Below are 21,221 nucleotides of genomic sequence, written 5' to 3'. Positions count from 1 at the left end.
GAATCCAGGGCAAAGGTCTCCGGCGCCGGCCGTGGTTCCCTGAACCCTGGCCTGCGCCGGCATGGGCGTCCGCGGGGAAGCCCGCCTGGCCCATCGCGCCTCTCAAAACAGGAAATACCGCTGCGCCATCGGCAGCACGTCCATCGGCGGGGCGGTGAGGATCTCGCCGTCGGCGCGCACCTCGTAGGTCTCCGGGTCTATCTCGATGTCCGGCGTCGCGGAATTGTGCACCATCGAGGCCTTGGTGACGGTGCGGGTGTTCTCCACCGGCAGCAGCGTCTTGTGGACGCCCAGCATCTTGCCGAGGCCGCCTTCGTGGGCGGCCTTCGAGACGAAGGTCACCGAGCTTGCGGCGAGCGCCCGTCCGAACTGGCCGAACATCGCCTGGGCGTGCACCGGCTGCGGCGTCGGGATCGAGGCGTTCGGGTCGCCCATCGGCGCCGCCGCGATCATGCCCCCCATCAGCACCATGTCGGGCTTCACGCCGAAGAAGGCCGGGTCCCACAGCACCAGGTCGGCGCGCTTGCCCGGCTCGATGGAGCCGATGTGGGCGCTGATGCCGTGGGCGATGGCCGGGTTGATGGTGTACTTTGCGATGTAGCGCTTGACCCGGACGTTGTCGTTGTCGCCGGTCTCCTCGGCCAGCCGGCCGCGCTGCACCTTCATCTTGTGGGCGACCTGCCAGGTGCGGATCACCACCTCGCCGACCCGGCCCATGGCCTGGCTGTCCGACGAGACGATGGAGAACGCGCCAAGGTCGTGGAGGATGTCCTCCGCGGCGATGGTCTCCTTGCGGATGCGGCTTTCGGCGAACGCCAGGTCCTCGGGGATCGCCGGCGACAGGTGATGGCAGACCATCAGCATGTCGAGGTGCTCGTCGACGGTGTTGCGGGTGTAGGGCAGGGTCGGGTTGGTCGACGACGGGATGACGTTGGGCAGCCCGCACACCTTCATGATGTCCGGGGCGTGGCCGCCGCCGGCGCCCTCGGTGTGGAATGCGTGGATGGTGCGGCCCTTCAGCGCCGCGATGGTGCTCTCCACGAAGCCGCTCTCGTTCAGCGTGTCGGTGTGGATCATCACCTGGATGTCGAACTCCTCCGCCACCGACAGGCAGCAGTCGATCGCCGACGGCGTGGTGCCCCAGTCCTCGTGCAGCTTCAGCGCGCAGGCGCCGTGCTTGATCATCTCCTCCAGCGCCGCCGGCTTCGAGGCGTTGCCCTTGCCGGAAAAGCCGATGTTCATCGGCAGCCCGTCGGCCGCCTGGATCATCCGGCCGATGTGCCAGGGGCCCGGCGTGCAGGTGGTGGCCAGCGTGCCGTGGGCCGGGCCGGTGCCACCGCCCAGCATGGTGGTGATGCCGGAGTTCAGCGCCTCGTCCACCTGCTGCGGGCAGATGAAGTGGATGTGCGCGTCGAAGCCGCCGGCGGTGAGGATCTTTCCCTCGCCGGCGATCACCTCGGTACCGGGCCCGACCACCACGCCGACCCCCGGCTGGATGTCCGGATTGCCCGCCTTGCCGATGGCGACGATGGTGCCGTCCTTCAGGCCGACGTCGGCCTTCACGATCCCCCAGTGGTCGACGATCAGCGCGTTGGTGATGACGGTGTCGACGGCGCCCTCATGGCGGGTGCGCTGCGACTGGCCCATGCCGTCGCGGATCACCTTGCCGCCGCCGAACTTCACCTCCTCGCCGTAGGTGGTGTGGTCGGCCTCCACCTCGATGAACAGCTCCGTGTCGGCGAGCCGCACCTTGTCGCCGACGGTCGGCCCGAACATGTCGGCGTAGGTCTTGCGGGAGATCTTGGCGGGCATGGTCGGTCTCCGGTGGAAGGGCGGTGGTCGCTTCGCGCGGCGTCAGGACAGGCGGGGCTGGGCGGCCATCACTCCACCCAGAGCCCTCGACTTTTGTGCCAGTCCTCGATGGACTGCTCGGGGTAGAGCTCGAAGGTCTGGTCTTCGGGGCCGATCTGCGGCTCCACCCACGACGCCTTGTATTTCAGCATCAGGTGGACGCTCTCCGGCGGCACCGGCAGGTCGGTGTCGATGGCGGAGGCAAGCGGATGGACCAGCTCGGGCCACGTCTCGTCGTAGAGCCACAGCGATGTGCCGCACGCGCTGCAGAAGTGGCGCACGCCCGACGAGAGGCGGGTCCCGCCGTCGTCCTCGTGGACCTTGGCGTGGAAGGTGGCGATCTTGTCCTCGCCCTGGATCTTCAGCGTGTCGGCGTCGCCCATGATGTTGATGGCGTAGCCGCCGCCTCCGCCGGTCTTGCGGCAGATCGAGCAGTAGCAGCGCTGGTAGGGATGCGGCGTGTGGCTCTCCACCGAGAACGTCACCGCGCCGCAGTGGCAGGATCCTTCGAGGGTCACGGGCATCAATGGGTCTCCTCGTCTTTCGTTCGGTCGGTCGTCTCGTCCGGCGCCGGTCAGCGGCTGGCGCCGTCGACGTGCTTCACCGGGATCGCGTCCAGGTCCACCCCGTCGAGGCAGCGGACGTTGATCGCCGCCATCTCCATGCCGTTCGGCGCCGTGCCGCGCGCGAACGACTCGATCCCGCAGGTCTTGCAGAACAGGTGATGGATGGTGCCGGTGTTGAACTGGTAGTCGCTGAGCGCGCTCTCGTCGGTCAGCAGCCGGAAGCTGGCCGCCGGGGTGAAGGCGAGCAGCGAGCCGAGCTTGCCGCAGCGCGAGCAGTTGCAGGAAATCACTTCGTCGATGGCCAGGTCGGCCTCGTAGCGCACGGCGCCGCACTGGCAGCCGCCGGTGTGGGTTTTCGGATCGCTCATAGCTTGCCCATCACCTTGCCCTGGAATCCGTAGACCTCGCGGGCGCCGGCCAGCGGCACCAGCGTCACGTCGCGCGTCTGCCCCGGCTCGAAGCGCACGGCCGAGCCGGCGGCGACGTCCAGGCGCTGGCCGCGCGCCGCGTCGCGGTCGAAGGCGAGCGCCTCGTTCACCTCGAAGAAATGGTAGTGCGAGCCCACCTGCACCGGCCGGTCGCCGGTGTTGGCCACCGTCAGGGTGGTGGTCGGGCGGCCGGCGTTCAGCTCGATCTCGCCGTCCGGCGTGATGACTTCGCCTGGGATCATGCAGCGGTCCTCCGTAGCGTCAAACGCGTTCGCTTCCAGGTCGTTGAAGAAGGCGTGCGGGCCGGCGGGTGCCGCCTTGCCGCGCCCCGCCTAGCGGATCGGATGGTGGACGGTGACCAGCTTGGTGCCGTCCGGGAAGGTAGCTTCCACCTGCACGTCGTCGATCATCTCGGCGATGCCCTCCATCACCTGCTCGCGGGTGATCACGTGGGCGCCGGCCTCCATCAGGTCGGCCACCGTGCGGCCGTCGCGGGCGCCCTCCACCACGAAGTCGGCGATCAGCGCCACCGCCTCCGGGTGGTTCAGCTTCACGCCGCGCTCCAGCCGGCGCCGGGCCACCATCGCGGCGGTGGCGATCAGCAGCTTGTCCTTTTCCCGGGGTGTCAGTCGCAACGGTGTCTCCTCCCAAGTCCAGCCTGCGGTCGGGCGCCGGTGCCCGTCCGCCCATGCGTCGACCGTGTCCAACGTCGTGCGGAGGGCGTCCCGGCTCGGGCGAGCAGGACTGTCTCCGCGGTCACAGCGACCAGACCCGCGGGACGCCGCCGGCGAGCGCGTCCACGAGGCCGGCCATCGCGCGGCGCAGCCGCTGGGCGTCGTCCGCCACGGCGCGCACCGCCAAAAGTCCGTCCCAGGCGCTCGCCCCGGCGGCGATCTCCGCGCCGTCGATGAGGCCGCGCGCTGCGTCGAGCCGGTCGCCCGCGTCCGGGGCCGCCAGGATCAGCGACGCCGTCGCCCGTCCGCCTGCAAGAGTTGCGCCTCCCTTGCCGGCCGCCACCACGTCCGCGTCGATCCGGAAGGCGTCGGCATAGACGAGCCGGCCGTCGCGGCGGATCCGCCACTGGTCGGCCAGCGTGCCCGCGCGCACCGTCTCGCCGTGCGCGGTCCGGCCGAGCACCAGCATCTCGCAGGCGAGCAGCCGCGCCGAGCCGGCCATGTCGATGGTCAGGGTGCGGGCCAGCCGGCCGCCGTCGTAGAGGATGGTCTCCTGCGGCAGCCAGTTCAGCGCCGCGTCGGCGCCGAGCGACAGCCGCACGTCGAGCCGGGCATCGGCCCCGGCGGCGCGGTAGACCTTCTCAGCCGCCTGGGTGGTGAGGGTGAGGGAGGTGCCGGCGGGTGCCGTCGCGTCGACCGCGAACACGTCGCCGTCGGTCAGCCCACCGGCGGTGTTCAGCAGCACCGCCTCGAAGCGGTCGCTGTCGGTGTGGGGAAAGCGGACCTTGAGCGAGCCCTCCTGGAAGGCCCGGTCGATGCGGGTGCGGCCGTCGGTGCCGGCCTTGACGGCGAGCCCGATGCGGCCGACGGCGCGCTCCAGCACGGGGCGCTGCCCGGCCGGAAGCGTGATCGTCTCGTCTGCCGGCGTCCGTGCATCCATCCGTCGAGGGGTCCCCGCCACGCGCGCGGATCGTCGGGTCGGACCCTTACCGCGCTTGGGGGGAGAATGGTCGGTTTTGGCGGCAGTGCAAAGCCGGTTCGCGAAAAAGCTGTGCGCGCGGCGCGGTTCCCCCGGCCGGTCGGCCGGGTCGCCTACACCGCCGCCGAGTGGCGGGCCTTGCCGCGGGCGAGGTAGGCGTCGAAGCACGCCGCCAGCACCCGCACGTAGGGGCGCCCGGCCCGGGTGATGTGCAGATGGGTCTTGTCCAGCCGCGCCAGCCCGTCACGGATCGGCTCCTTGAGCAGCCGGTCGGTCTCGTCGAGCAGCGCCAGCGCGTCGCCGAAGCGCGCCAGATTCGGATCGGCGAAGTCGACCGAGTAGGTGGTCATCAACTGCTCGATCACCGCGCCGCGCAGGCGGTCGTCGTTGGTCAGCGCGAAGCCGCGCGCCACCGGCAGCCGGCCGGCCTCCACGGCGCGGCGCCAGCCGCCCACGTCGGCGGCATTGGCCACGTAGCCCTGCGGCAGCTTGCCGATCGAGGAGGCGCCGATGCCGATCAGCGCCTCGGCGGTGTCGGTGGTGTAGCCCTGGAAGTTGCGGCGCAGCCAGCCGCCCTTCGCCGCGATCGCCATCGGGTCCTCGGGACGGGCGAAGTGGTCGAGGCCGATCGGGACGTAGCCGGCGTCCTCCAGCGCGGCGCGCATGGTCGCTTCCAGCAGCAGCCGCGCGTCGGCGCCGGGCAGGGCGCTCTCGTCGATCAGCCGCTGGTGCGCCTTCGCCCACGGAACGTGGGCATAGCCGAACACCGAGACCCGCGACGGCGCCAGCAGCGCCATGGTCGCCACCGTGCGGCGCACCGTGTCGGGCGTCTGGTGCGGCAGGCCGTACATCAGGTCGGCGTTGATCTGGGTCAGGCCGGCGGCGCGCAGGTGCGAGAACGCGGCATGCACGACGGTGTCCGGCTGCGGCCGTCCGATCGCCGCCTGCACCGTCGGGTCGGTGTCCTGGATGCCGAGGGAGACCCGGGTGATGCCGGCCTTGCTCAGCGTGCTGGCAAGCGTCCGGTCCACGGTGCGCGGGTCGAGCTCGATGGCGTGCTCGGCGTCGGGGGCGAGCGCGAAGGCCTCGCGCAGCCGGGCCGCCAGCTCGAGAAAGGTCCCGCCGGGGATCATGCTCGGCGTGCCGCCGCCCCAGTGGATGTGACTGACGGGCTGGCGCCGGCCGATCGCCGTGTGCACCAGCGCGATCTCGCGCGCCAGCGTCTCGGTGTAGGCCAGCACCGGATCCAGGCGCTTGGTCGCCTTGGTGGTGCAGCCGCAGTAGGCGCACAGCTCGCTGCAGAACGGCACATGCAGATAGAGGGAGACAGGGGTCCGGGACGGCAGCGCGGACAGCCATCGGGACGCGACGGCGGCGTCGACCGCGTCGGTGAAATGGGGCGCCGTGGGGTAGGAGGTGTACCGGGGCACGGCGCGTCCGGCATACTTTTCCGCGATCCTGTCCATGATGTGAAAGCCTCCCCCCGGTGCGCCTCCGGCGCATTGATCGACGTCAAAACGACGAAGGGGGCCTCCGTGTTCGCCCGCCTCGAAAATAATTCCGCGCGCCCTCTGCGGGCGGACGAGCCATGCGCGAGGCGCACTTGTCAGCCTCCCGTCCGCGTCGCATACACGGCCCCGTCGTGATCCTTGCCAACGCTTCCCTCCTTGGCCGCCTGGCCCTCACCCTGATGTTCTCCGCGATCGGTGGCGGGCTGTTCACGCTCGCCGGGGTTCCGGCGGGCTGGCTGTCGGGTGGCGCGGTGGCGGTGGCCATCGCGGCGCTCTCCGGCGTGCGGGTGGTGATGCCGAGCGCGGTCCGCCAGGTCGCGTTCCTGCTCATCGGCATCGGCATGGGATCGAGCGTCTCGCCGGACACCCTCGACCGGCTCGGCGCCTGGCCGATGTCCATCCTGTTCGTCGTCGTCTCCAGCGGCTTCGTGACGCTCGCGGCCTACCAGGTCCTGCACCGGGTCGGCGGCTGGGACCGGGTGACCGCCGTCTACGGCGCGGTGCCGGGGGCGCTCTCCTACGTGATGGCCGTCGCCGCCTCGAGCCCCGCCGACCTCCGCCGCGTGGCGCTGTCCCAGTCGATCCGGCTGCTGTTCCTGGTCGCCGTGCTGCCGCCGCTGATCGGCATCTTCGGCCATTCTCTCGAGCCGTCCGCGGTCGCCGACGTCCACGTCGAGGCCGGCTTCGTCGATCTCGCCGTCCTGTTCGGCGGCGGCGCGGCGCTCGGCTACCTGTTCATGCGCCTCGGCCAGCCGGCGGGCATGCTGCTGGGGCCGCTGCTGCTCAGCGCCGTGCTGCATGCCAGCGGCATCGTCACCACCTGGCTGCCCTCGTGGCTGCTGATCCCGGGCTTCCTGGTGCTCGGCGGGCTGATCGGCTCGCGCTTCGCCGGCATCGACCGGTCGCTGTTCGTGAAGATCGTGGGAGCCTCGGTGGCGGCGCTGGCGGCCGGCCTGGCGGTCTCGCTCGTCGCGGCGTTGCTGCTCATGGAGATCACCGGGCTGCCGGCGGGACAGGTGATTCTCGCGATCTCGCCGGGCGCGCTGGAATCGATGACGACGCTCGCCTACCTGCTCGGCTTCGACACCGCCTACGTCGCCGGCCTGCACTTCGTGCGCTTCCTGGTGATCACCGCGGCGCTGCCGGTGCTCGCCTCCCGGCTGAAATCGACGCCGCGCTGATCCTTCCCCCGCTTCCTGCCTGAAAACCTCCAGCGCCGACGGTCGCTTGACATACGTCAAGGCGGCGGAAGGCCCGCCAACTACGGTCCGGAGCGAACGGCCGACCGCCCTGTCGGCCGGCCGTCCTGCCGCCGACCGGAGTTGAGCTATGGCGCACGCCGCGACTGCCCCCGCACCGAAGATGATGACGCTGGAGGAGGGGCTCTATGCCGCCTTCCTCGCCGTCCTCGCGCTCGCCTGCCTGCTGATTGGCGGCAAGGCCTACGATTTCCCGATGAGCGTCCACGGCGTCCTCGGCGCTGTGATGGCGGCGATCGGCCTGTTCGCGCTGATGCGCCACTACATCGACCGGCCGGTCGAGCCGGTGCCGCAGTTGGTCGACGGCCTGCCCAACTACAACATGGGCCCGGTCCGCTTCGCCACCATCGCCGCGGTGTTCTGGGGCGTCGCCGGCTTCCTGGCCGGCGTCTACATCGCCTTCCAGCTCGCCTTCCCGGTGCTCAACTTCGACCTGTCGTTCCTGAGCTTCGGGCGGCTGCGTCCGCTGCACACCAGCGCGGTGATCTTCGCGTTCGGCGGCAACGTGCTCATCGCCACCTCCATGTACGTGGTGCAGCGCACCTCGCGCGTCAGGATGCTCGGCGAGATCACCCCGTGGTTCGTGGTGATCGGCTACAACGCCTTCATCGTGATCGCCGCGACCGGCTACCTGATGGGCGTCACCCAGTCGAAGGAATACGCCGAGCCGGAGTGGTACGCCGATATCTGGCTGACCATCGTCTGGGTCATGTACCTGGTGGTGTTCGCCGGCACGCTGATGCGGCGCAAGGAAAGCCACATCTACGTGGCCAACTGGTTCTACCTCGCCTTCATCATCACCATCGCGATGCTGCACGTGGTGAACAACCTGGCGCTGCCGGTCTCGGTCTATTCGTCCAAGTCCTACATCCTGTGGCCCGGCGTGCAGGACGCCATGGTTCAGTGGTGGTACGGCCACAACGCCGTCGGCTTCTTCCTGACGGCCGGCTTCCTGGCGATCATGTACTACTTCGTGCCGAAGCGGGCGGACCGGCCGGTCTACTCCTACCGGCTGTCGATCGTGCACTTCTGGGCGCTGATCTTCCTCTACATCTGGGCCGGCCCGCATCACCTCCACTACACGTCGCTGCCCCAGTGGGCCTCGACGCTGGGCATGACCTTCTCGATCATCCTGTGGATGCCGTCCTGGGGCGGCATGATCAACGGCCTGATGACGCTGTCGGGGGCGTGGGACAAGCTGCGCACCGACCCCGTGCTGCGCATGCTGGTGGTGTCGGTCGCCTTCTACGGCATGTCGACCTTCGAGGGGCCGCTGATGTCGGTCCGGGCGGTCAACTCGCTCAGCCACTACACCGACTGGACCATCGGCCACGTTCACTCCGGCGCGCTCGGCTGGGTCGGCTTCATCTCCTTCGGCGCCATCTACTGCCTGGTGCCGTGGCTGTGGAACAAGAAGCAGCTCTACTCGCTGCGGCTGGTGAACTGGCACTTCTGGATCGCGACCATCGGCATCGTTCTCTACATCACCTCGATGTGGGTGTCGGGCATCCTCCAGGGGCTGATGTGGCGGGCCTACAACCAGCTCGGCTTCCTCGAATACTCGTTCATCGAGACCGTCGAGGCGATGCACCCGTTCTACGTGATCCGGGCCATCGGCGGGGTGCTGTTCCTCATCGGCGGACTGATCATGGCCTTCAATGTCTGGATGACGATCCGCTCGGGCGAGCCGGTGGACGTCGAAGTCGCCGCTCCGGCGCCCGTGGCCGCGTAAGGGGGAGGCGAGACCATGTCGATTTGGCACAAGCACCAGTTCTTCGAGAAGAACACCGTCTGGCTGATGGTCGGCGTCCTCATCGTCGTCGCCATCGGCGGCCTGGTGGAGATCGCGCCGCTGTTCTGGCTGAAGAGCACCATCGAGAAGGTGGAGGGCATGCGCCCGTACACCCCGCTCGAGCTCGCCGGCCGCAACGTCTACATCCGCGAGGGCTGCTACCTCTGCCACTCCCAGCAGATCCGTCCGATGCGCGACGAGATCGAGCGCTACGGCCACTACAGCCTGGCGGCGGAGTCCATGTACGACCACCCGTTCCAGTGGGGCTCCAAGCGCACCGGTCCGGACCTCGCCCGGGTCGGCGGCAAGTACTCCGACGAGTGGCACCGCGCCCACCTGATCAACCCGCGCTCGGTGGTGCCGGGCTCGGTGATGCCGGGCTACCCGATCCTCGGGGAGACCGTCGTCGACGACGTCCTCGTGCAGCTCGACGTGAAGGCCAACGCCGGCATCGGCGTGCCCTACACGGCCGAGCAGGTCGAGAACGCGCGGATCGACTTCCGCGCCCAGGCCGACCCCGAGAACAAGAACGTCGACGCCTTCCTCGAACGCTGGCCGACGGCCGTGGTCCGCGACTACGACGGCGACCCGAAGAAGGTGACCGAGCTCGATGCGGTGATCGCCTACCTGCAGATGCTGGGCACCCTGGTCGACTTCAGCGTCTACGACGACCAGGCCAACTACAGGTGATGTCATGAGCTACGAAGCCGTTGCCGCCTTCGCCCAGACCTGGGGCCTTCTGATCTTCGTCGCCGTGTTCGGGGTGATCCTCGCCTACGCGCTGTGGCCGAAGAACCGCAAGAGTTTCGAGGAGGCTGCCCGCATTCCCCTCGAAGATGACAAGCCCGCGGCCGACGACCGGCCCGCCGGCCGCAAACCGGAGTAGACCGACATGGCCAAGAAGGACATCGACGCCGTGTCGGGCGTCGAGACGACCGGGCACGAATGGGACGGGTTGAAGGAGCTCAACAACCCGCTGCCGCGCTGGTGGCTGTACATCTTCTACGCCACCATCCTCTATGCGGTGCTGTACTGGATCCTGATGCCGGCGTGGCCGCTGCCGGACGGCTACACCAAGGGCCTGCTCGGCGAGAACCAGCGTCGCCAGGGCGAGCTCGCCTACCAGGAGGTGGTCGCCCAGCGCGCCGCCTTCGGCACCCAGATCGCCAACGCCGATCTTGCCGCCGTCAACTCCGACGCCGCCATGCTGGAGTTCGCCATGGCCCAGGGCAAGGCCGCCTTCGGCGACAACTGCGCGCCCTGCCACGGCTCCGGCGCCACCGGCTCGCCCGGCTACCCGAACCTGCAGGACGACGCCTGGCTGTGGGGCGGCTCGCTCGACCAGATCCACCAGACGATCGCCCACGGCATCCGCTCCGGCGATCCGGACGCGCACGTCGGCGAGATGACGGCGTTCGGCGACCTCGGCATCCTCGACCGGGCGCAGATCCGCGACGTCGCCTCCTACGTCCGCACGCTGTCGGGTCTGGAGCCCGCCTCCAACGTCGACGTTGCCGCCGGCCAGCAGGTCTTCGCTGACAACTGCGCCGCCTGCCACGGCGCCGACGGCAAGGGCAACCAGGAGCTCGGCGCACCGAACCTGACCGACAAGGTCTGGCTCTACGGCAGCGACATCGAGACGATCCAGACGACCATCACCCATGGCCGCGGCGGCGTCATGCCCGCCTGGACCGACCGCCTCGACCCGACCACCATCAAGTCGCTCGCGGTCTACGTCCACGGCCTTGGCGGCGGACAATAAGGGCGCCGCTGAAGGTCTGCCCCTCCTGACCCCCTGGATGGGGTTCTGACTTCCATGCCCGGCAGGCGGTTCCCCCAGCCTGCCGGGCATTTTTGTGCCCGGAGCGGGGCCCGGCGCGTCCGCCCGTGCCGCGCGGTTCCGGGTCTGGCGGGCGGGCTCCGGGCGCTTCGCCGTCTGCGGTGGTGGGTGCCAGGTTGCCTGAAAATTGGGCTCTGCCTGCACAAGGGCTGCGCAGACTGCATTGCTGCAATGCAACAATACCCGCTACCTGAAGGTGTCGAGTGAGCCTATCTGATGGGGCAGAGGAGATACCTCACCAAACCTGTCCGCGCCTGCGGCAAGAAAAGCTCTGAAGCCATGAACACGACCACGCTTAACTCGTCCACGGAATCCACCGGCATCCTCGGCCAGCTCGTCGGCGCCGTCCGCAAGGTTTCCGCCTTCGTCTGGGAAATGCACCAGATCCACGTCACGCACAGCGAGCTGTCCGCGCTGAGCGACCGCGAGCTGCTCGACATCGGCCTGCTCCGCTCCGACATCCGGTCGGTTGCCGAGGGCACCTTCCGCCGCACCTCCGAGCCGGCCGTGATCGCGACCGAAACGGCCGCCGTCTCCGACGAGCAGGACTACCGTCTGGCGGCCTGAGCCTTTTCCCGCCAGGTCCTTCACCTGGCGGATCAGAAATGGCTCCCTGACAGCTGAGCCTTTTCCGGCCAGGTCCTTCACCTGGCGGATCAGAAATGGCTCGCTGCAAGGCGCGCCTTTTCCGGCCAGGTGTTTCACCTGGCGGATCGGACATCGCTCGCTGACGATTGATGACTTCCGCGGCCGGGTGCGTTGCCTGGCCGTTCACGGATGGCCCGCCTGACATCCTCGCCGGAACCGGTCGCTGGTTATGCGTCGTCGGTTCTAGGGAAGGTGACGGGCGCCGCCTGCATGCCCGCCGGCGATCGCGTCGGCACCCACGGGACCGTCCGCGGGCGCGCGCTTCATCGCCGCCGCGTCGACCGCATTCCGTTCAAAGGCCTGCCGCAAGCGGTGGACGCCCAGCGTCCGCCGCTTTTTGCGTTCCGGTGGCGGGTGCTCCCGTGTCAGGCCGGCGCCGTCGGCCCGGTCGGGCGCAGGGCCTCGACGGGCCGACGGCGAAAGGCTCTAGTCCAGAAGCTGGCCGTCGCAGACGCCCGGGTCGTCGTTGGTCCCGCTGCAGCCGTCCTGGTCCTCGCTGTCTTCCATCTCGTCCATGGTCCGCTCCTCGCCGTCGAGCGAGCCGGGCTCGGTGCCTTCGCCGGCGCCGGAAATCTCGGCTTCCTCGGCGATGGAGGGCAGGTTGCCCGGCGCTTCGGCGGCGGGCGGGGCTTCGTTGCTCTCCCCCTTCTTGTGCTCCTGGGCCTGGGCTCCGGCGAGCGAGAGGAAGAGGATGCAGGCGGTGAGGGCGATGCGGTTCATGCGATGTCCTTGGCCTCGATACGCGGTCTGACTGGTCCGGAGGTGGATCCGCCCGGATCCGGTCGATCCGGACCCGGCGGCTTGGCTCCGGGGAGCTTCCAGGCGGAGCGGCAACCGGGCCACCGTCTGGAAACGAAATAAAACAACGGCTTGGCGCTATTCTGCCCCGCGCGGGGCTGCGGGGCGCCGCCGGGCGGTTCCCGTCAGGGCTAGCCCAAATCCGGTCCGGACGGAAGTGGCCACGTCGCCGGCGCCGGCCGCATGGGTCCGCTTCGGGGCGGGCCATCCCGCCGAATGCGCATCCGGTCTAGCGTCCGCCGGGGCGCCAGCCGGCGGGCATGGGGATCGGGCTCGCCGGGGTCCGCGCCCCGATCGCCTGCGCCATCACCCGGTAGGCGCGGCGATAGTTGATCAGCCCGCCCGCGAAGAACAGCCCGCTGCCGACGAGGTACTGCCAGGCCAGGAAGCCGTCGAGGGTCCGGCTGTCGGCCTCGCTGGCGAAGTTCCAGAGGTACGGGATCGAGGCGACGGCGAACAGCACCGAGCCGACCACGAAGGTCAGCGCGGTCAAATTCATCAGCTGCAGCGTCACCAGGTCGTCGGCCTGGACGATCTGCAGCACGTTGATCACCGCACCGGCCACGAACAGCAGGCTCCCGACGATGAAGCACCAGGCCCCGGCGGTGAACAGCCCCACGGTGGAGAGGAAGAACACGCTGCCCACCACGAACAGCAGCGTCCCGGCGAGGTAGCTCGCCCCCGCCCAGAACTCCAGCCGCTCCCACACGTCGGCGCGGGTCTCCTCGCGCCAGTGGTTGCGCACGAGCTCGGCCATGTCGTGCCCGGTGACCAGGAGGTAGAGCAGCGAGCCGGCGAAGAAGGTCCAGGCGCCCACGTCGGACCAGGCCGACAGCGCCGGGAAGAAGCAGATGCTGCCGGCGATGAACACCAGCCCGCCAACCTCGTAGACGACCGCGTTCACCGTCTCCCAGCGGAAATGCGCCTTCTGGCTCGGATCCGCGCCGACGAGATCGTGCATGCGCGGCCGGTTGACGAACAGATGCGGCATGAGGCGATGGGTCCCGGGGGCTTGCGGCGGTGTCCGGCGGGTCTGTCCCGGCCGGGGGGGAGGCCACCCTAGAGCATCCTGCCGGTCAGATCGAACCGCCGGGGTCGGCGGCGTTCGGTCCCCGCCTCTGTCTCGGCGCCATGCCGGTGCGGCGGCGGAAGGCGCGGGAGAAGGCGCTCTGGTCGGTGTAGCCGGCGCGGAAGGCGATCTCGGCGAGCGGCAGGTCGGTGGCCGCCAGCGCCCATTCGGCGTAGTCGATGCGCGCATCCTCCGCCAATGCGCGGAACGACAGCCCCCGGGTGCGCAGGTGCCGGCGCAGGCTGCGGTCGGAGAGGCCGCAGTCGCGGGCGATGTCGCGCTGGGTCAGCGGCCCGCGGCCGAGCCGGCGGTAGATCGCGGTGGCGACGTCGGGCTCGGGATCCGCGGCCGTCCGCTCCGAGGCCGGCCGGCGGCGCGTGCCGTCCGCCGATGCCCGTGCCACCCGGGGAGGTGGCTCGGATCCGCCGGACGCCTGCTGGCCTGCCGGCGCCGCCGCACCGCTCCGCGCCCGCACGCGCCGGACCGGCGCGGGGTCGGCCGGCGCCGTCCAGACGCCGGTGTCGACGGGCCGGTCCAGCAGGCTGGCCGGGAAGGCGATGAGGTTCACCGGCTCCTCGAAGATGGGCGGCACGCGGGTCAGCCGGGCGATGTCGGCGCCGGTGTCGCGGCGGTGCTCGAAGGCGACCGCCTCCAGGAAGTCTCCGGCCCCGATCGCGCGCCGGATGACGCCGTCGAAGAAGCCCAGCGTGAACTCCGCGTCGCGCGAGCGCGGCCAGATGCGCGGGTCGACGATGCGGTAGGTGAGGGTGCAGAGGTCGCCCTCCACGCCGAGACGGAAGTCGGAGCCGTGCTGGAGGGCGTCGAGCTCGGTGGCGAGCCGGGAGAGCAGCGTGCCCAGCCGGTGCTCGGCGCCGGCCCCCGGGAACAGCTGCGTCAGCGACGGGCCGGCGATGGCGCGGCCGCTCGTCCACAGCCGGGCGTGGTCGTCGCCTGGTTCGCCGGCGCACTGCATCAGGCGGGCGAACTGGGCAAGCGGGATGGCGTCGGCGGGGGGCGTCAGGGTGGCGGCGGCGCCGAGCCCGCAGGCCTCGAAGGCGCGGACCGCGTCGATCCGGTTCGCGCCGAACGCCTTGGCGATCAGCGGCAGGGGCTCTCCCGAGATGGTCGGCCCGTCGAAGGTTACCGCTCCCATGGCCGCGCGCCTTTCGCCTTGCCGGGCCAAAAGCCTCGCCGGGGAGGGGCAGGGTTGTCAATCACAAGCTGCGGGATCGGCAGGGGACCGCCGGGACGGGTCGTCCGCCCCGGCGGCAGGCCTCATTCGGCCGGCGTGCGGATGGTCAGCGCCGGGTTGTGGGCGAAGAAGTTGAAGGGCCGGATCAGGAAGCCCTTCCACATGGTCGACATCACCGGCCAGTCCTCGGTGTGCGGCACGTGGTGGAAGCCCATCGTGTACCAGGTCACGATGTCGGTGTTCTCGATGGGCCGGTCCTGCTCCACCCAGGTCGCCAGCGTGTCGGAGCCGTCGCTCTGGAAGGCATACGCGCCGCCGGCGTAGCGCTCGTCCGGCATGTAGGGCGTGTTCCAGAACGTGTACTCGATGTAGGCGTTGCGCTTCATCGGCGTGTCGCCGGCGAAGTCGAACGGCCCGTAGGCGACCGAGTTGTTGGGGATGATCATGTAGCCCGGCTTGTGGCCCAGCGGCCCCTCGGCGCCCATGTTCATCACGTGGTACATGGCCGGCGTGTCGGGGTTCACCTTGAAGCGGCCCTGAAGCTCGGTCTTTGCCGGCACGGTCTTGGTCTCCCACATGGACTTGCGCGGGATGTCGCGGTCGTGCTCGGCCGGCACCAGCCCCGTGCGCATGAAGGTGTTGTTCTGCCCGTCGACGTCGAAGTCGAGGCGGAAGTTGAAGTAGTGGTCGTGGTTGGGAGCGACCAGGTTCGGCGCGATCAGCGTGCCGTAGCGGGTCTCTTCCGCCGCCGTCGGATCGGACATCTTCTCCGCCGCCGCGCCCTTCACCGCGTCGAGGCCGGTGGAGCCCACCATCACGTCCATGCGGCCGTCCTGGTGGAACACGTAGTCGACGAGATAGTCGTAGTTGCCGACCTCGGAGGCGGACCGCACCACCAGCTGGGTGGCCGGGCGGCCTTCGGCGGGCACGAGCTGGTCCGGCGTCTGGGCGAAGATCTCGAAGTGGCGCCAGGCCGGATCGCCGATGTTGCGCTCAAAGATGCAGATGGCGTCGGGGATCGACAGCGGCGAGCCGTCGTCCTGGTGCACCACCGCCGGCAGGTAGGTGGCGTAGGCCGGGCAGTCGACGCCGGCGCGCAGCGGCGTCAGGAAGATGCCGAAGCCGTACTCGCCGCTGTCCATGTAGGTGCGCCAGTACCAGCCGTCGTCCGGGTCCATGTAGGGCACGAACACCTCCGACAGGTGCGCCTGGTACATCAGCTGGCGCCAGCGGCCCTGGTCGTTGACGTCGATGTTGGAGATCACCACGCCCGGCCGCTTGTCGACGCGGACCCGGAAGCGCCAGATGTCCCAGGTCACCAGCCCGTTCTCCACCGTGACGTTGGAGCCGTCGGGCTGGGAGAGCGTCGCCGGGTTCATTTCCGGGCGAAGCTCGCCGGTGCGCGCCCGCACCTCCTCGTCGGTGTAGCCCCAGCCGTCCTGCGGCACCGGCAGCGCGCCGGAATCCAGCACCTCGATCACCTCGTCGGCGTTGAGGTCGACGACGGCGTAGAGCCCCTCGATGGGCTTGGCGTAGAAGTTGGAGGTCTCCGGCAGCACGTAGCACGGCACCTTCAGGAGCCGCCGTCCCTCCTCCTCCGGCAGCCCGAACGAGCCGGCCGTCAGCGGCAGGCAGAACACGTCGTCCGGCGTCAGGCCGCGCTTCTCCAGTCCCGCCACGAAGTCCGGCGCCGAGGTGGCGAGGTCCATCGCCTCCAGGAATTCCGCCAGAAGCAGCATCGTCTGCTGATCGATCGGGGCGATGGAGGCCACCTTGTCGGCGGCGAGATCGACTTCCGCCACGAAGGCGCCGTCCGGCCGCTTCAGGTGCACCGTCACCATGCGCGGCTCCGGATCGCCTTCCTTCCAGGCGAGCACCGTCGCCTTGTCGGGTTCGTGCAGCGCGATGTAGGGGAACAGCGTGTCGTCGCCGGCGTCGCCGTTTTCGCGCAGCAGCGCCACCGCCTCGGTGATTTCCGCCTCGCTCAGCCCGTCGAGCGGGTGGGCGGAGACGGCGGGCGCGGCGGCCGCGAGCGCGATCAGGCCCGCCCCCGCGACGGCGCCTCGAAACATGGTGTGCATGGTCAGTGCTCCCGTTTTCGTCCTCTGGATCCGGCGGTCAGCCCGCTCTGGTGGCGAAGACTAGGCAAAGTGTCGCAGCCGCATTGTGCATTTCCGGCCACGCCGGCGGCCGTGTGCGCACCCTCGACGGCACCCGGGATCCCTCCGGTCCGGGACCGGCCGTTAACCCCTCGTTGACCATGATCGGCGTGCCCGCCCGGCCGCGCCGCCCGTCGCCACCGCGTGGCCGTCTTTCCACGCCACCCGTTGCGGCCCCACCCACGCGCGCGAAAGGACGCCTCGATGCGACACACCTGGACGACGGCCCTGGCGGCCCTTTTGGCGGTGGCCGCATGGGCGGCGCCGGCGAGCGCCGGAACGCTCTGCACCCTCGTCGTCGACGCCGCCGACGGGCGCACCGTGCTGGAGGAGGGCGACTGCGCGAGCCGCGTCACCCCGGCCTCGACCTTCAAGGTGGCGCTGGCGGTGATGGGCTTCGACGCCGGCTTCCTGAAGGGCCCACGCGATCCGGTGCTCGACTACCGCGAGGGCGACGTCGCCTGGCGGCCCGAGTGGAAGGCGCCGACCGACCCGACGCGCTGGCTGGAATATTCCGTCGTCTGGTACTCCCAGCGCATCACCCACGCGCTCGGCGCGGAAAGGCTTCACCGCTACGCCGTGGCGTTCGACTACGGCAACGCCGATCTCTCCGGCGATCCGGGCGCCGACAACGGCCTCGACCGGTCGTGGATCGGCTCCTCGCTCAAGATCTCGCCGCGCGAGCAGGTGGCTTTCCTGTCGAAGCTGGTGGCCGGCACCCTGCCGGTCTCGAAGCGCGCCATGGACCAGACCCGCGCCATCGTCGAGACGCGGCCGGCCGGCGGCTGGACCGTGCACGGCAAGACCGGCGCCGCCCTGCCGCGCAACGCCGACGGCAGCTTCGATCGGGCCCGCGGCTGGGGCTGGTACGTGGGATGGGCGGAGAAGGACGGGGCGACCTACGTCTTCGCGCGGCTGATCCGCGACGAGACGGCCCACAAGGTGCCGGTCGGCTTCCGCGCCCGCGACGGCCTGCTCGCCGAGTGGCCGGAGATGGCGGCCCGCTTCTGACGGGCGTCGGTGGCGGCGCGGCGGCCCACTGGGACCTGCGCCCGCCAGCCGGGTGAGCCGCGCCGGCGGGCGGATTCGGTCATTCCAGCGTCGCCCTGGCGGCGACGATGCGGTCCCGCCCCTCCGTCTTCGCCGCGTAGAGCGCGCCGTCGGCGAGCGAGATCAGCCCGTCCGGCACGCTCGCCGGCTTCGGGTAGGCCGTGCCGACGCCGATGCTGACGCTGACGCGGCCGTTCTTGCCGGCCGGAAACGGCAGATGCAGCGTGGCGATCGCCCGCTGCACGCTGCGCGCGATCACCAAGCCGCCCTTCTGGTCGGTGTTGCCGAGCACGATGGCGAATTCCTCGCCGCCGTAGCGGGCGACCAGATCGGTGGGCCGCCGCCCGAACGTGTTCAGCGTCTGGGCGATGGCTCTCAGCGCGTCGTCGCCGGCCAGGTGCCCGTTCAGGTCGTTGTAGGTCTTGAAGTGGTCGACATCGATCAGGAGCAGCGTCACCGGCTGCTCGATCCGCTGCGCCCGCTTGAACTCGTTCTGCAGGAAGGCGTCCAGCCCGCGCCGGTTGGTCAGGTTGGTCAGGCCGTCGATGTCGGCCATCTGGCGGATGAGCTCTTCCCGTTCCTTCTGGCTGGTGATGTTGACGTGGCTCGCGAGGATCAGGTCCTCGTCGTCGACCTGCATGCTCTCCAGGTGCACGTGCAGCCAGCGCCCGTTCTGGATGCGGATGTTGTAGTCGATCAGCACGCGCTCGTGGGTCAGCCGCAGGAAGTCGATGATGTTGGCGAACTGGCGCTGGCCGGACTTGGTGTCGATCAGCGAATAGAACATGTCGAAGTAGTTCGACAGCAGCGACACGCTGGCATTGCTGAAGGTGTAGTGGTCCGTCAGCCGGTTCCATGCCGCGTTCGCCCAGCGGATCTTGCCGGTCCGGTCGATGAGCGCCAGCTCGAAGGGAATGGCATCCGCCAGCTGGCGGTAGATTCCGGCGTCTCTCGCAAGGGCGTTCGCGTGCAATAGACCATTCCTTCAAAAATCAGGAGCCGGGCGAAATCGGAAGCGCGGTCAGGTGCTGAGCGAATCGAACGCCGCCCCACACGCGGATCACTCGGGACTGAGCGGCGTTTACGCGCGACTGAAAAGCACGAAAAACTGGCAACTGTTTCGGAGGGGAAGACGCCGACCCGGAAGGTCGCTTCCCGCACGCAGACGCTGTGTGAGGTCCGACCCCGTCTTCGGCGAGGGGGTGACGACGGACAATCCTGCGCCGGTTTGGAAAAGAACCCTCCTGCAACCGGATTGTTCCGCCCGCCGGAGCGCTATCCTCACGTATTCACGGGTCGGCTTGCCGGGGGCTTGCAGAGACGTGGCGGCCGGCCAGGATCGCGGTGCTCTCGCCTGGCCCGTCCGTGTCGGACGCTCACCGTTTTGACGGCCAGGCTGCGCCCGGGCGGGGCGCAGCCTGGCTGGATCTTTCGGATGCTCGCGGCGGGGCGCCTACCCGTTGGCGATGTACTGGGCGCCGTTGGCGGTCACCACCGAGCCGGTCATGAAGGCGGCGGCGTCGGAGGCCAGGAACGTCACGATCCCGGCGATCTCCTCGGCCTTGCCGAGCCGGCCGACCGGGATCTGCGCGATGATGCTTTCCAGCACCTTCTCCGGCACGGCGGCCACCATGTCGGTGTCGATGTAGCCCGGGCAGATGGCGTTCACGGTGATGCCCTTGCGGGCGTTCTCCTGGGCGAGCGCCTTGGTGAAGCCGATCACGCCGGCCTTGGAGGCGGAGTAGTTCGACTGGCCCATCTGGCCCTTCTGGCCGTTGATCGACGAGATGTTGACGATGCGCCCGTAGCCGCGGTCGCGCATGCCGTTGATGACCGGACGGGTCATGCAGAACATGGAGTTGAGGTTGGTGTGGATCACCTCCGACCACTGCTCCCAGCTCATCTTGTGCAGCGTCGCGTCGCGGGTGATGCCGGCGTTGTTGACCAGCACCTCGATCGGCCCCAGCGCGGCCTCGACCTTTGCGGCGCCCGCCGCGGCGGCTTCGTGGTCGCCCACGTCGAACTTGAACACCTCGATGCCCGTCTCGGCCTTGAAGGCTTCGGCCTTCTCGACGTTGCCGGCGAAATTGGCTGCGACGGTGTAGCCCGCGTCTTTCAGCCCCTTGGAGATGGCGGCTCCGATGCCTCGGGTTCCCCCGGTGACCAGTGCGACCTTGCTCATGTTTCCTCCCTTTTCTCGGTAAATGGCCGGCGGCGGCAGGTGCCGCCGATGGCGTCGGTCATGTCCGGCCCGTGTGCCGGGCCGGCGCGGGCCGGTCCGGAGCCGCCGTCACCTGTCTGGCGTTTCCAGGCCGGTCGACGGGCAGCTCGTCGGACGCGTGAGGTGGCGTCCGGCCGCTTGCGACCGGACCGATCAAACGCGGAATGCTCTAACCCGAGTCCGTGACAATCCAATGCCGAATTTGCGGGCGATCGTGCCTTAACTTCATGATCGGAAGACAGTTTTTAGACCGTCTCCGAGCAGTCGCCGCGATCCGTCGAGCGGAAACGCCTCCGGAGCGGCTGCTCGGGCCACGTTCCCCTCGGTCGGATCGGCTCGATCTGGACGGCCCCGCGCGTCGCGGTCGGACCATTGGCCGCATCGCGCACGCCGCCACGGCGCGGCCGCGCGGGCCCCGCCGTCTCCTCTGCTTATCCTCCCTCTGGCCGCGGCGGTTTGACCGCCGTCAACTCTGGTGCCCCGGGGCGCTGTGCCATGCCGGCACGCGCCCGTCTCGTTGGCGGGTAGCGGATGCGTCCGATCCCGCCTTTCACTGGACCGTAGCCGATATTGGTGGCGCGTAAAGCCGACGACGCCCGAAAACCTGTCCGGATCGGATGCCCTGGCCGACAAGCGCAGGTTTAGTAGGGCCGGCCTCACACCGGAATGGCGGTTTCGTCCTTGGCGGTGCGGATGACCACCAGCGTGTAGAAGCGGGCGACGTTGGTGCGGTCGCGGAACAGCCGCTCGCAGAGCGCGTCGAACTCCTCCATGTCGACGAGCCGCATCACCAGCACCACGTCCACCGAGCCGGTCACCGCATAGGCCTGGCTCACCGCCGGTTCCGCCGAGGCGAGCTCGAGGAACCGGCGCATCTGCTGCTCGCCGTGTTCCTTCAGCTCCACCGTCACGATCGCCCGCAGCCCGCGCCCCGCCTTCGCCGGGCTTAGGATCGCCACGATGCGGTCGATCACGCCGGAGGCGCGCAGGCGGCGGACGCGCCGGAGACAGCTCGACGGCGACAGGCCGACCGCGTCGGCGAGGCTGGCGTTGGTGCGCCCGGCGTCGCGCTGCATCAGCGTCAAAAGCTTCCTGTCGATCCGGTCCATCGCCCGTCTCCGTCGTGTCCGTCCACCGGTCGCTACCGCCCTGGTTCGCTCGCGCAATATTATTGCACGAAGACG

The 21,221-nt window shown here is 69.5% G+C and carries 21 protein-coding genes; 7 read left to right on the top strand and 14 right to left on the bottom strand.

Annotated elements, in window-relative coordinates:
- Positions 1-102: 102 nt before the first annotated feature.
- The 7 genes from ureC to hemN form a co-directional block, all read right to left on the bottom strand.
- A complete protein-coding gene (gene ureC, locus AB7M35_RS07735; protein WP_453958605.1) occupies positions 103-1,812 on the bottom strand; it encodes an urease subunit alpha in 1,710 nt (569 codons plus the stop codon).
- Positions 1,813-1,880: 68 nt separating this feature from the next.
- Complete coding sequence (locus AB7M35_RS07730) at positions 1,881-2,375, bottom strand: GFA family protein (RefSeq protein ID WP_453958603.1); 495 nt, start codon at positions 2,373-2,375, stop codon at positions 1,881-1,883.
- Positions 2,376-2,425: 50 nt separating this feature from the next.
- On the bottom strand, positions 2,426-2,785 hold the full coding sequence (locus tag AB7M35_RS07725) for a GFA family protein (RefSeq protein ID WP_453958601.1): 360 nt from the start codon (positions 2,783-2,785) through the stop codon (positions 2,426-2,428).
- Positions 2,782-3,087, bottom strand: a complete 306-nt coding sequence (locus AB7M35_RS07720; protein ID WP_453958599.1) for an urease subunit beta — start codon at positions 3,085-3,087, stop codon at positions 2,782-2,784. The genes AB7M35_RS07725 and AB7M35_RS07720 overlap by 4 nt, the downstream gene beginning before the upstream one ends.
- 90 nt (positions 3,088-3,177) lie before the next feature.
- The gene (locus AB7M35_RS07715) at positions 3,178-3,480 is read right to left on the bottom strand and encodes an urease subunit gamma (RefSeq protein ID WP_453958597.1); all 303 of its coding nucleotides are present in this window, start codon (positions 3,478-3,480) and stop codon (positions 3,178-3,180) included.
- A gap of 121 nt (positions 3,481-3,601) precedes the next feature.
- Positions 3,602-4,459 carry an urease accessory protein UreD gene (locus tag AB7M35_RS07710; RefSeq protein WP_453958596.1) on the bottom strand — a complete coding sequence of 286 codons (858 nt, stop codon included), beginning with the start codon at positions 4,457-4,459 and terminating at the stop codon, positions 3,602-3,604.
- A 152-nt stretch (positions 4,460-4,611) separates the two neighbouring features.
- Positions 4,612-5,964 (bottom strand): oxygen-independent coproporphyrinogen III oxidase, encoded by a 1,353-nt coding sequence (gene hemN / locus AB7M35_RS07705; protein ID WP_453958594.1) that lies wholly within the window; start codon positions 5,962-5,964, stop codon positions 4,612-4,614.
- A gap of 176 nt (positions 5,965-6,140) precedes the next feature.
- On the opposite strand from hemN, the gene AB7M35_RS07700 reads away from it, so the two are divergent.
- The 6 genes from AB7M35_RS07700 (at position 6,141) to AB7M35_RS07675 (ending at position 11,467) form a co-directional block, all read left to right on the top strand.
- Complete coding sequence (locus AB7M35_RS07700) at positions 6,141-7,190, top strand: AbrB family transcriptional regulator (RefSeq protein WP_453958592.1); 1,050 nt, start codon at positions 6,141-6,143, stop codon at positions 7,188-7,190.
- A 148-nt stretch (positions 7,191-7,338) separates the two neighbouring features.
- A complete protein-coding gene (ccoN, locus tag AB7M35_RS07695; RefSeq protein ID WP_453958590.1) occupies positions 7,339-9,000 on the top strand; it encodes a cytochrome-c oxidase, cbb3-type subunit I in 1,662 nt (553 codons plus the stop codon).
- 15 nt (positions 9,001-9,015) lie between these two features.
- Positions 9,016-9,750, top strand: a complete 735-nt coding sequence (gene ccoO / locus AB7M35_RS07690) for a cytochrome-c oxidase, cbb3-type subunit II (RefSeq protein WP_453958589.1) — start codon at positions 9,016-9,018, stop codon at positions 9,748-9,750.
- 4 nt (positions 9,751-9,754) lie between these two features.
- Complete coding sequence (locus tag AB7M35_RS07685; protein ID WP_453958587.1) at positions 9,755-9,946, top strand: cbb3-type cytochrome c oxidase subunit 3; 192 nt, start codon at positions 9,755-9,757, stop codon at positions 9,944-9,946.
- A gap of 6 nt (positions 9,947-9,952) precedes the next feature.
- A complete protein-coding gene (gene ccoP / locus AB7M35_RS07680; RefSeq protein ID WP_453958586.1) occupies positions 9,953-10,822 on the top strand; it encodes a cytochrome-c oxidase, cbb3-type subunit III in 870 nt (289 codons plus the stop codon).
- A 357-nt stretch (positions 10,823-11,179) separates the two neighbouring features.
- Positions 11,180-11,467: a DUF1127 domain-containing protein gene (locus tag AB7M35_RS07675; protein ID WP_453958584.1), complete on the top strand. Its 288-nt coding sequence runs from the start codon at positions 11,180-11,182 to the stop codon at positions 11,465-11,467.
- Between the two features lie 507 nt (positions 11,468-11,974).
- Here the strand turns inward: AB7M35_RS07675 and AB7M35_RS07670 are convergent.
- From AB7M35_RS07670 to AB7M35_RS07655, 4 genes are all read right to left on the bottom strand, one after another.
- A complete protein-coding gene (locus AB7M35_RS07670) occupies positions 11,975-12,268 on the bottom strand; it encodes a hypothetical protein (protein WP_453958582.1) in 294 nt (97 codons plus the stop codon).
- A gap of 307 nt (positions 12,269-12,575) precedes the next feature.
- On the bottom strand, positions 12,576-13,337 hold the full coding sequence (locus AB7M35_RS07665) for a YrhK family protein (protein ID WP_453958580.1): 762 nt from the start codon (positions 13,335-13,337) through the stop codon (positions 12,576-12,578).
- An 85-nt stretch (positions 13,338-13,422) separates the two neighbouring features.
- On the bottom strand, positions 13,423-14,568 hold the full coding sequence (locus AB7M35_RS07660; RefSeq protein ID WP_453958579.1) for a helix-turn-helix domain-containing protein: 1,146 nt from the start codon (positions 14,566-14,568) through the stop codon (positions 13,423-13,425).
- Between the two features lie 122 nt (positions 14,569-14,690).
- The gene (locus AB7M35_RS07655; RefSeq protein ID WP_453958577.1) at positions 14,691-16,688 is read right to left on the bottom strand and encodes a copper amine oxidase; all 1,998 of its coding nucleotides are present in this window, start codon (positions 16,686-16,688) and stop codon (positions 14,691-14,693) included.
- 282 nt (positions 16,689-16,970) lie between these two features.
- Here AB7M35_RS07655 and blaOXA point away from each other — a divergent pair, with 282 nt between their 5' ends.
- Entirely contained in the window at positions 16,971-17,777 is an 807-nt protein-coding gene (blaOXA, locus tag AB7M35_RS07650; protein WP_453958575.1) for a class D beta-lactamase, read from the top strand.
- A gap of 79 nt (positions 17,778-17,856) precedes the next feature.
- Here blaOXA and AB7M35_RS07645 read toward each other — a convergent pair whose 3' ends face one another.
- From AB7M35_RS07645 to AB7M35_RS07635, 3 genes are all read right to left on the bottom strand, one after another.
- Positions 17,857-18,789: a GGDEF domain-containing protein gene (locus AB7M35_RS07645; protein WP_453958573.1), complete on the bottom strand. Its 933-nt coding sequence runs from the start codon at positions 18,787-18,789 to the stop codon at positions 17,857-17,859.
- Positions 18,790-19,269: 480 nt separating this feature from the next.
- A complete protein-coding gene (gene phbB, locus AB7M35_RS07640) occupies positions 19,270-19,998 on the bottom strand; it encodes an acetoacetyl-CoA reductase (protein ID WP_453958571.1) in 729 nt (242 codons plus the stop codon).
- A 695-nt stretch (positions 19,999-20,693) separates the two neighbouring features.
- Complete coding sequence (locus AB7M35_RS07635) at positions 20,694-21,146, bottom strand: Lrp/AsnC family transcriptional regulator (RefSeq protein ID WP_453958569.1); 453 nt, start codon at positions 21,144-21,146, stop codon at positions 20,694-20,696.
- Between the last annotated feature and the right edge of the window lie 75 nt (positions 21,147-21,221).

This window comes from Amorphus suaedae, from assembly GCF_053629675.1.
The sequence above is the reverse complement of the archived record's forward strand: the minus strand, read 5'-3'. Positions and strand labels throughout refer to the sequence as shown.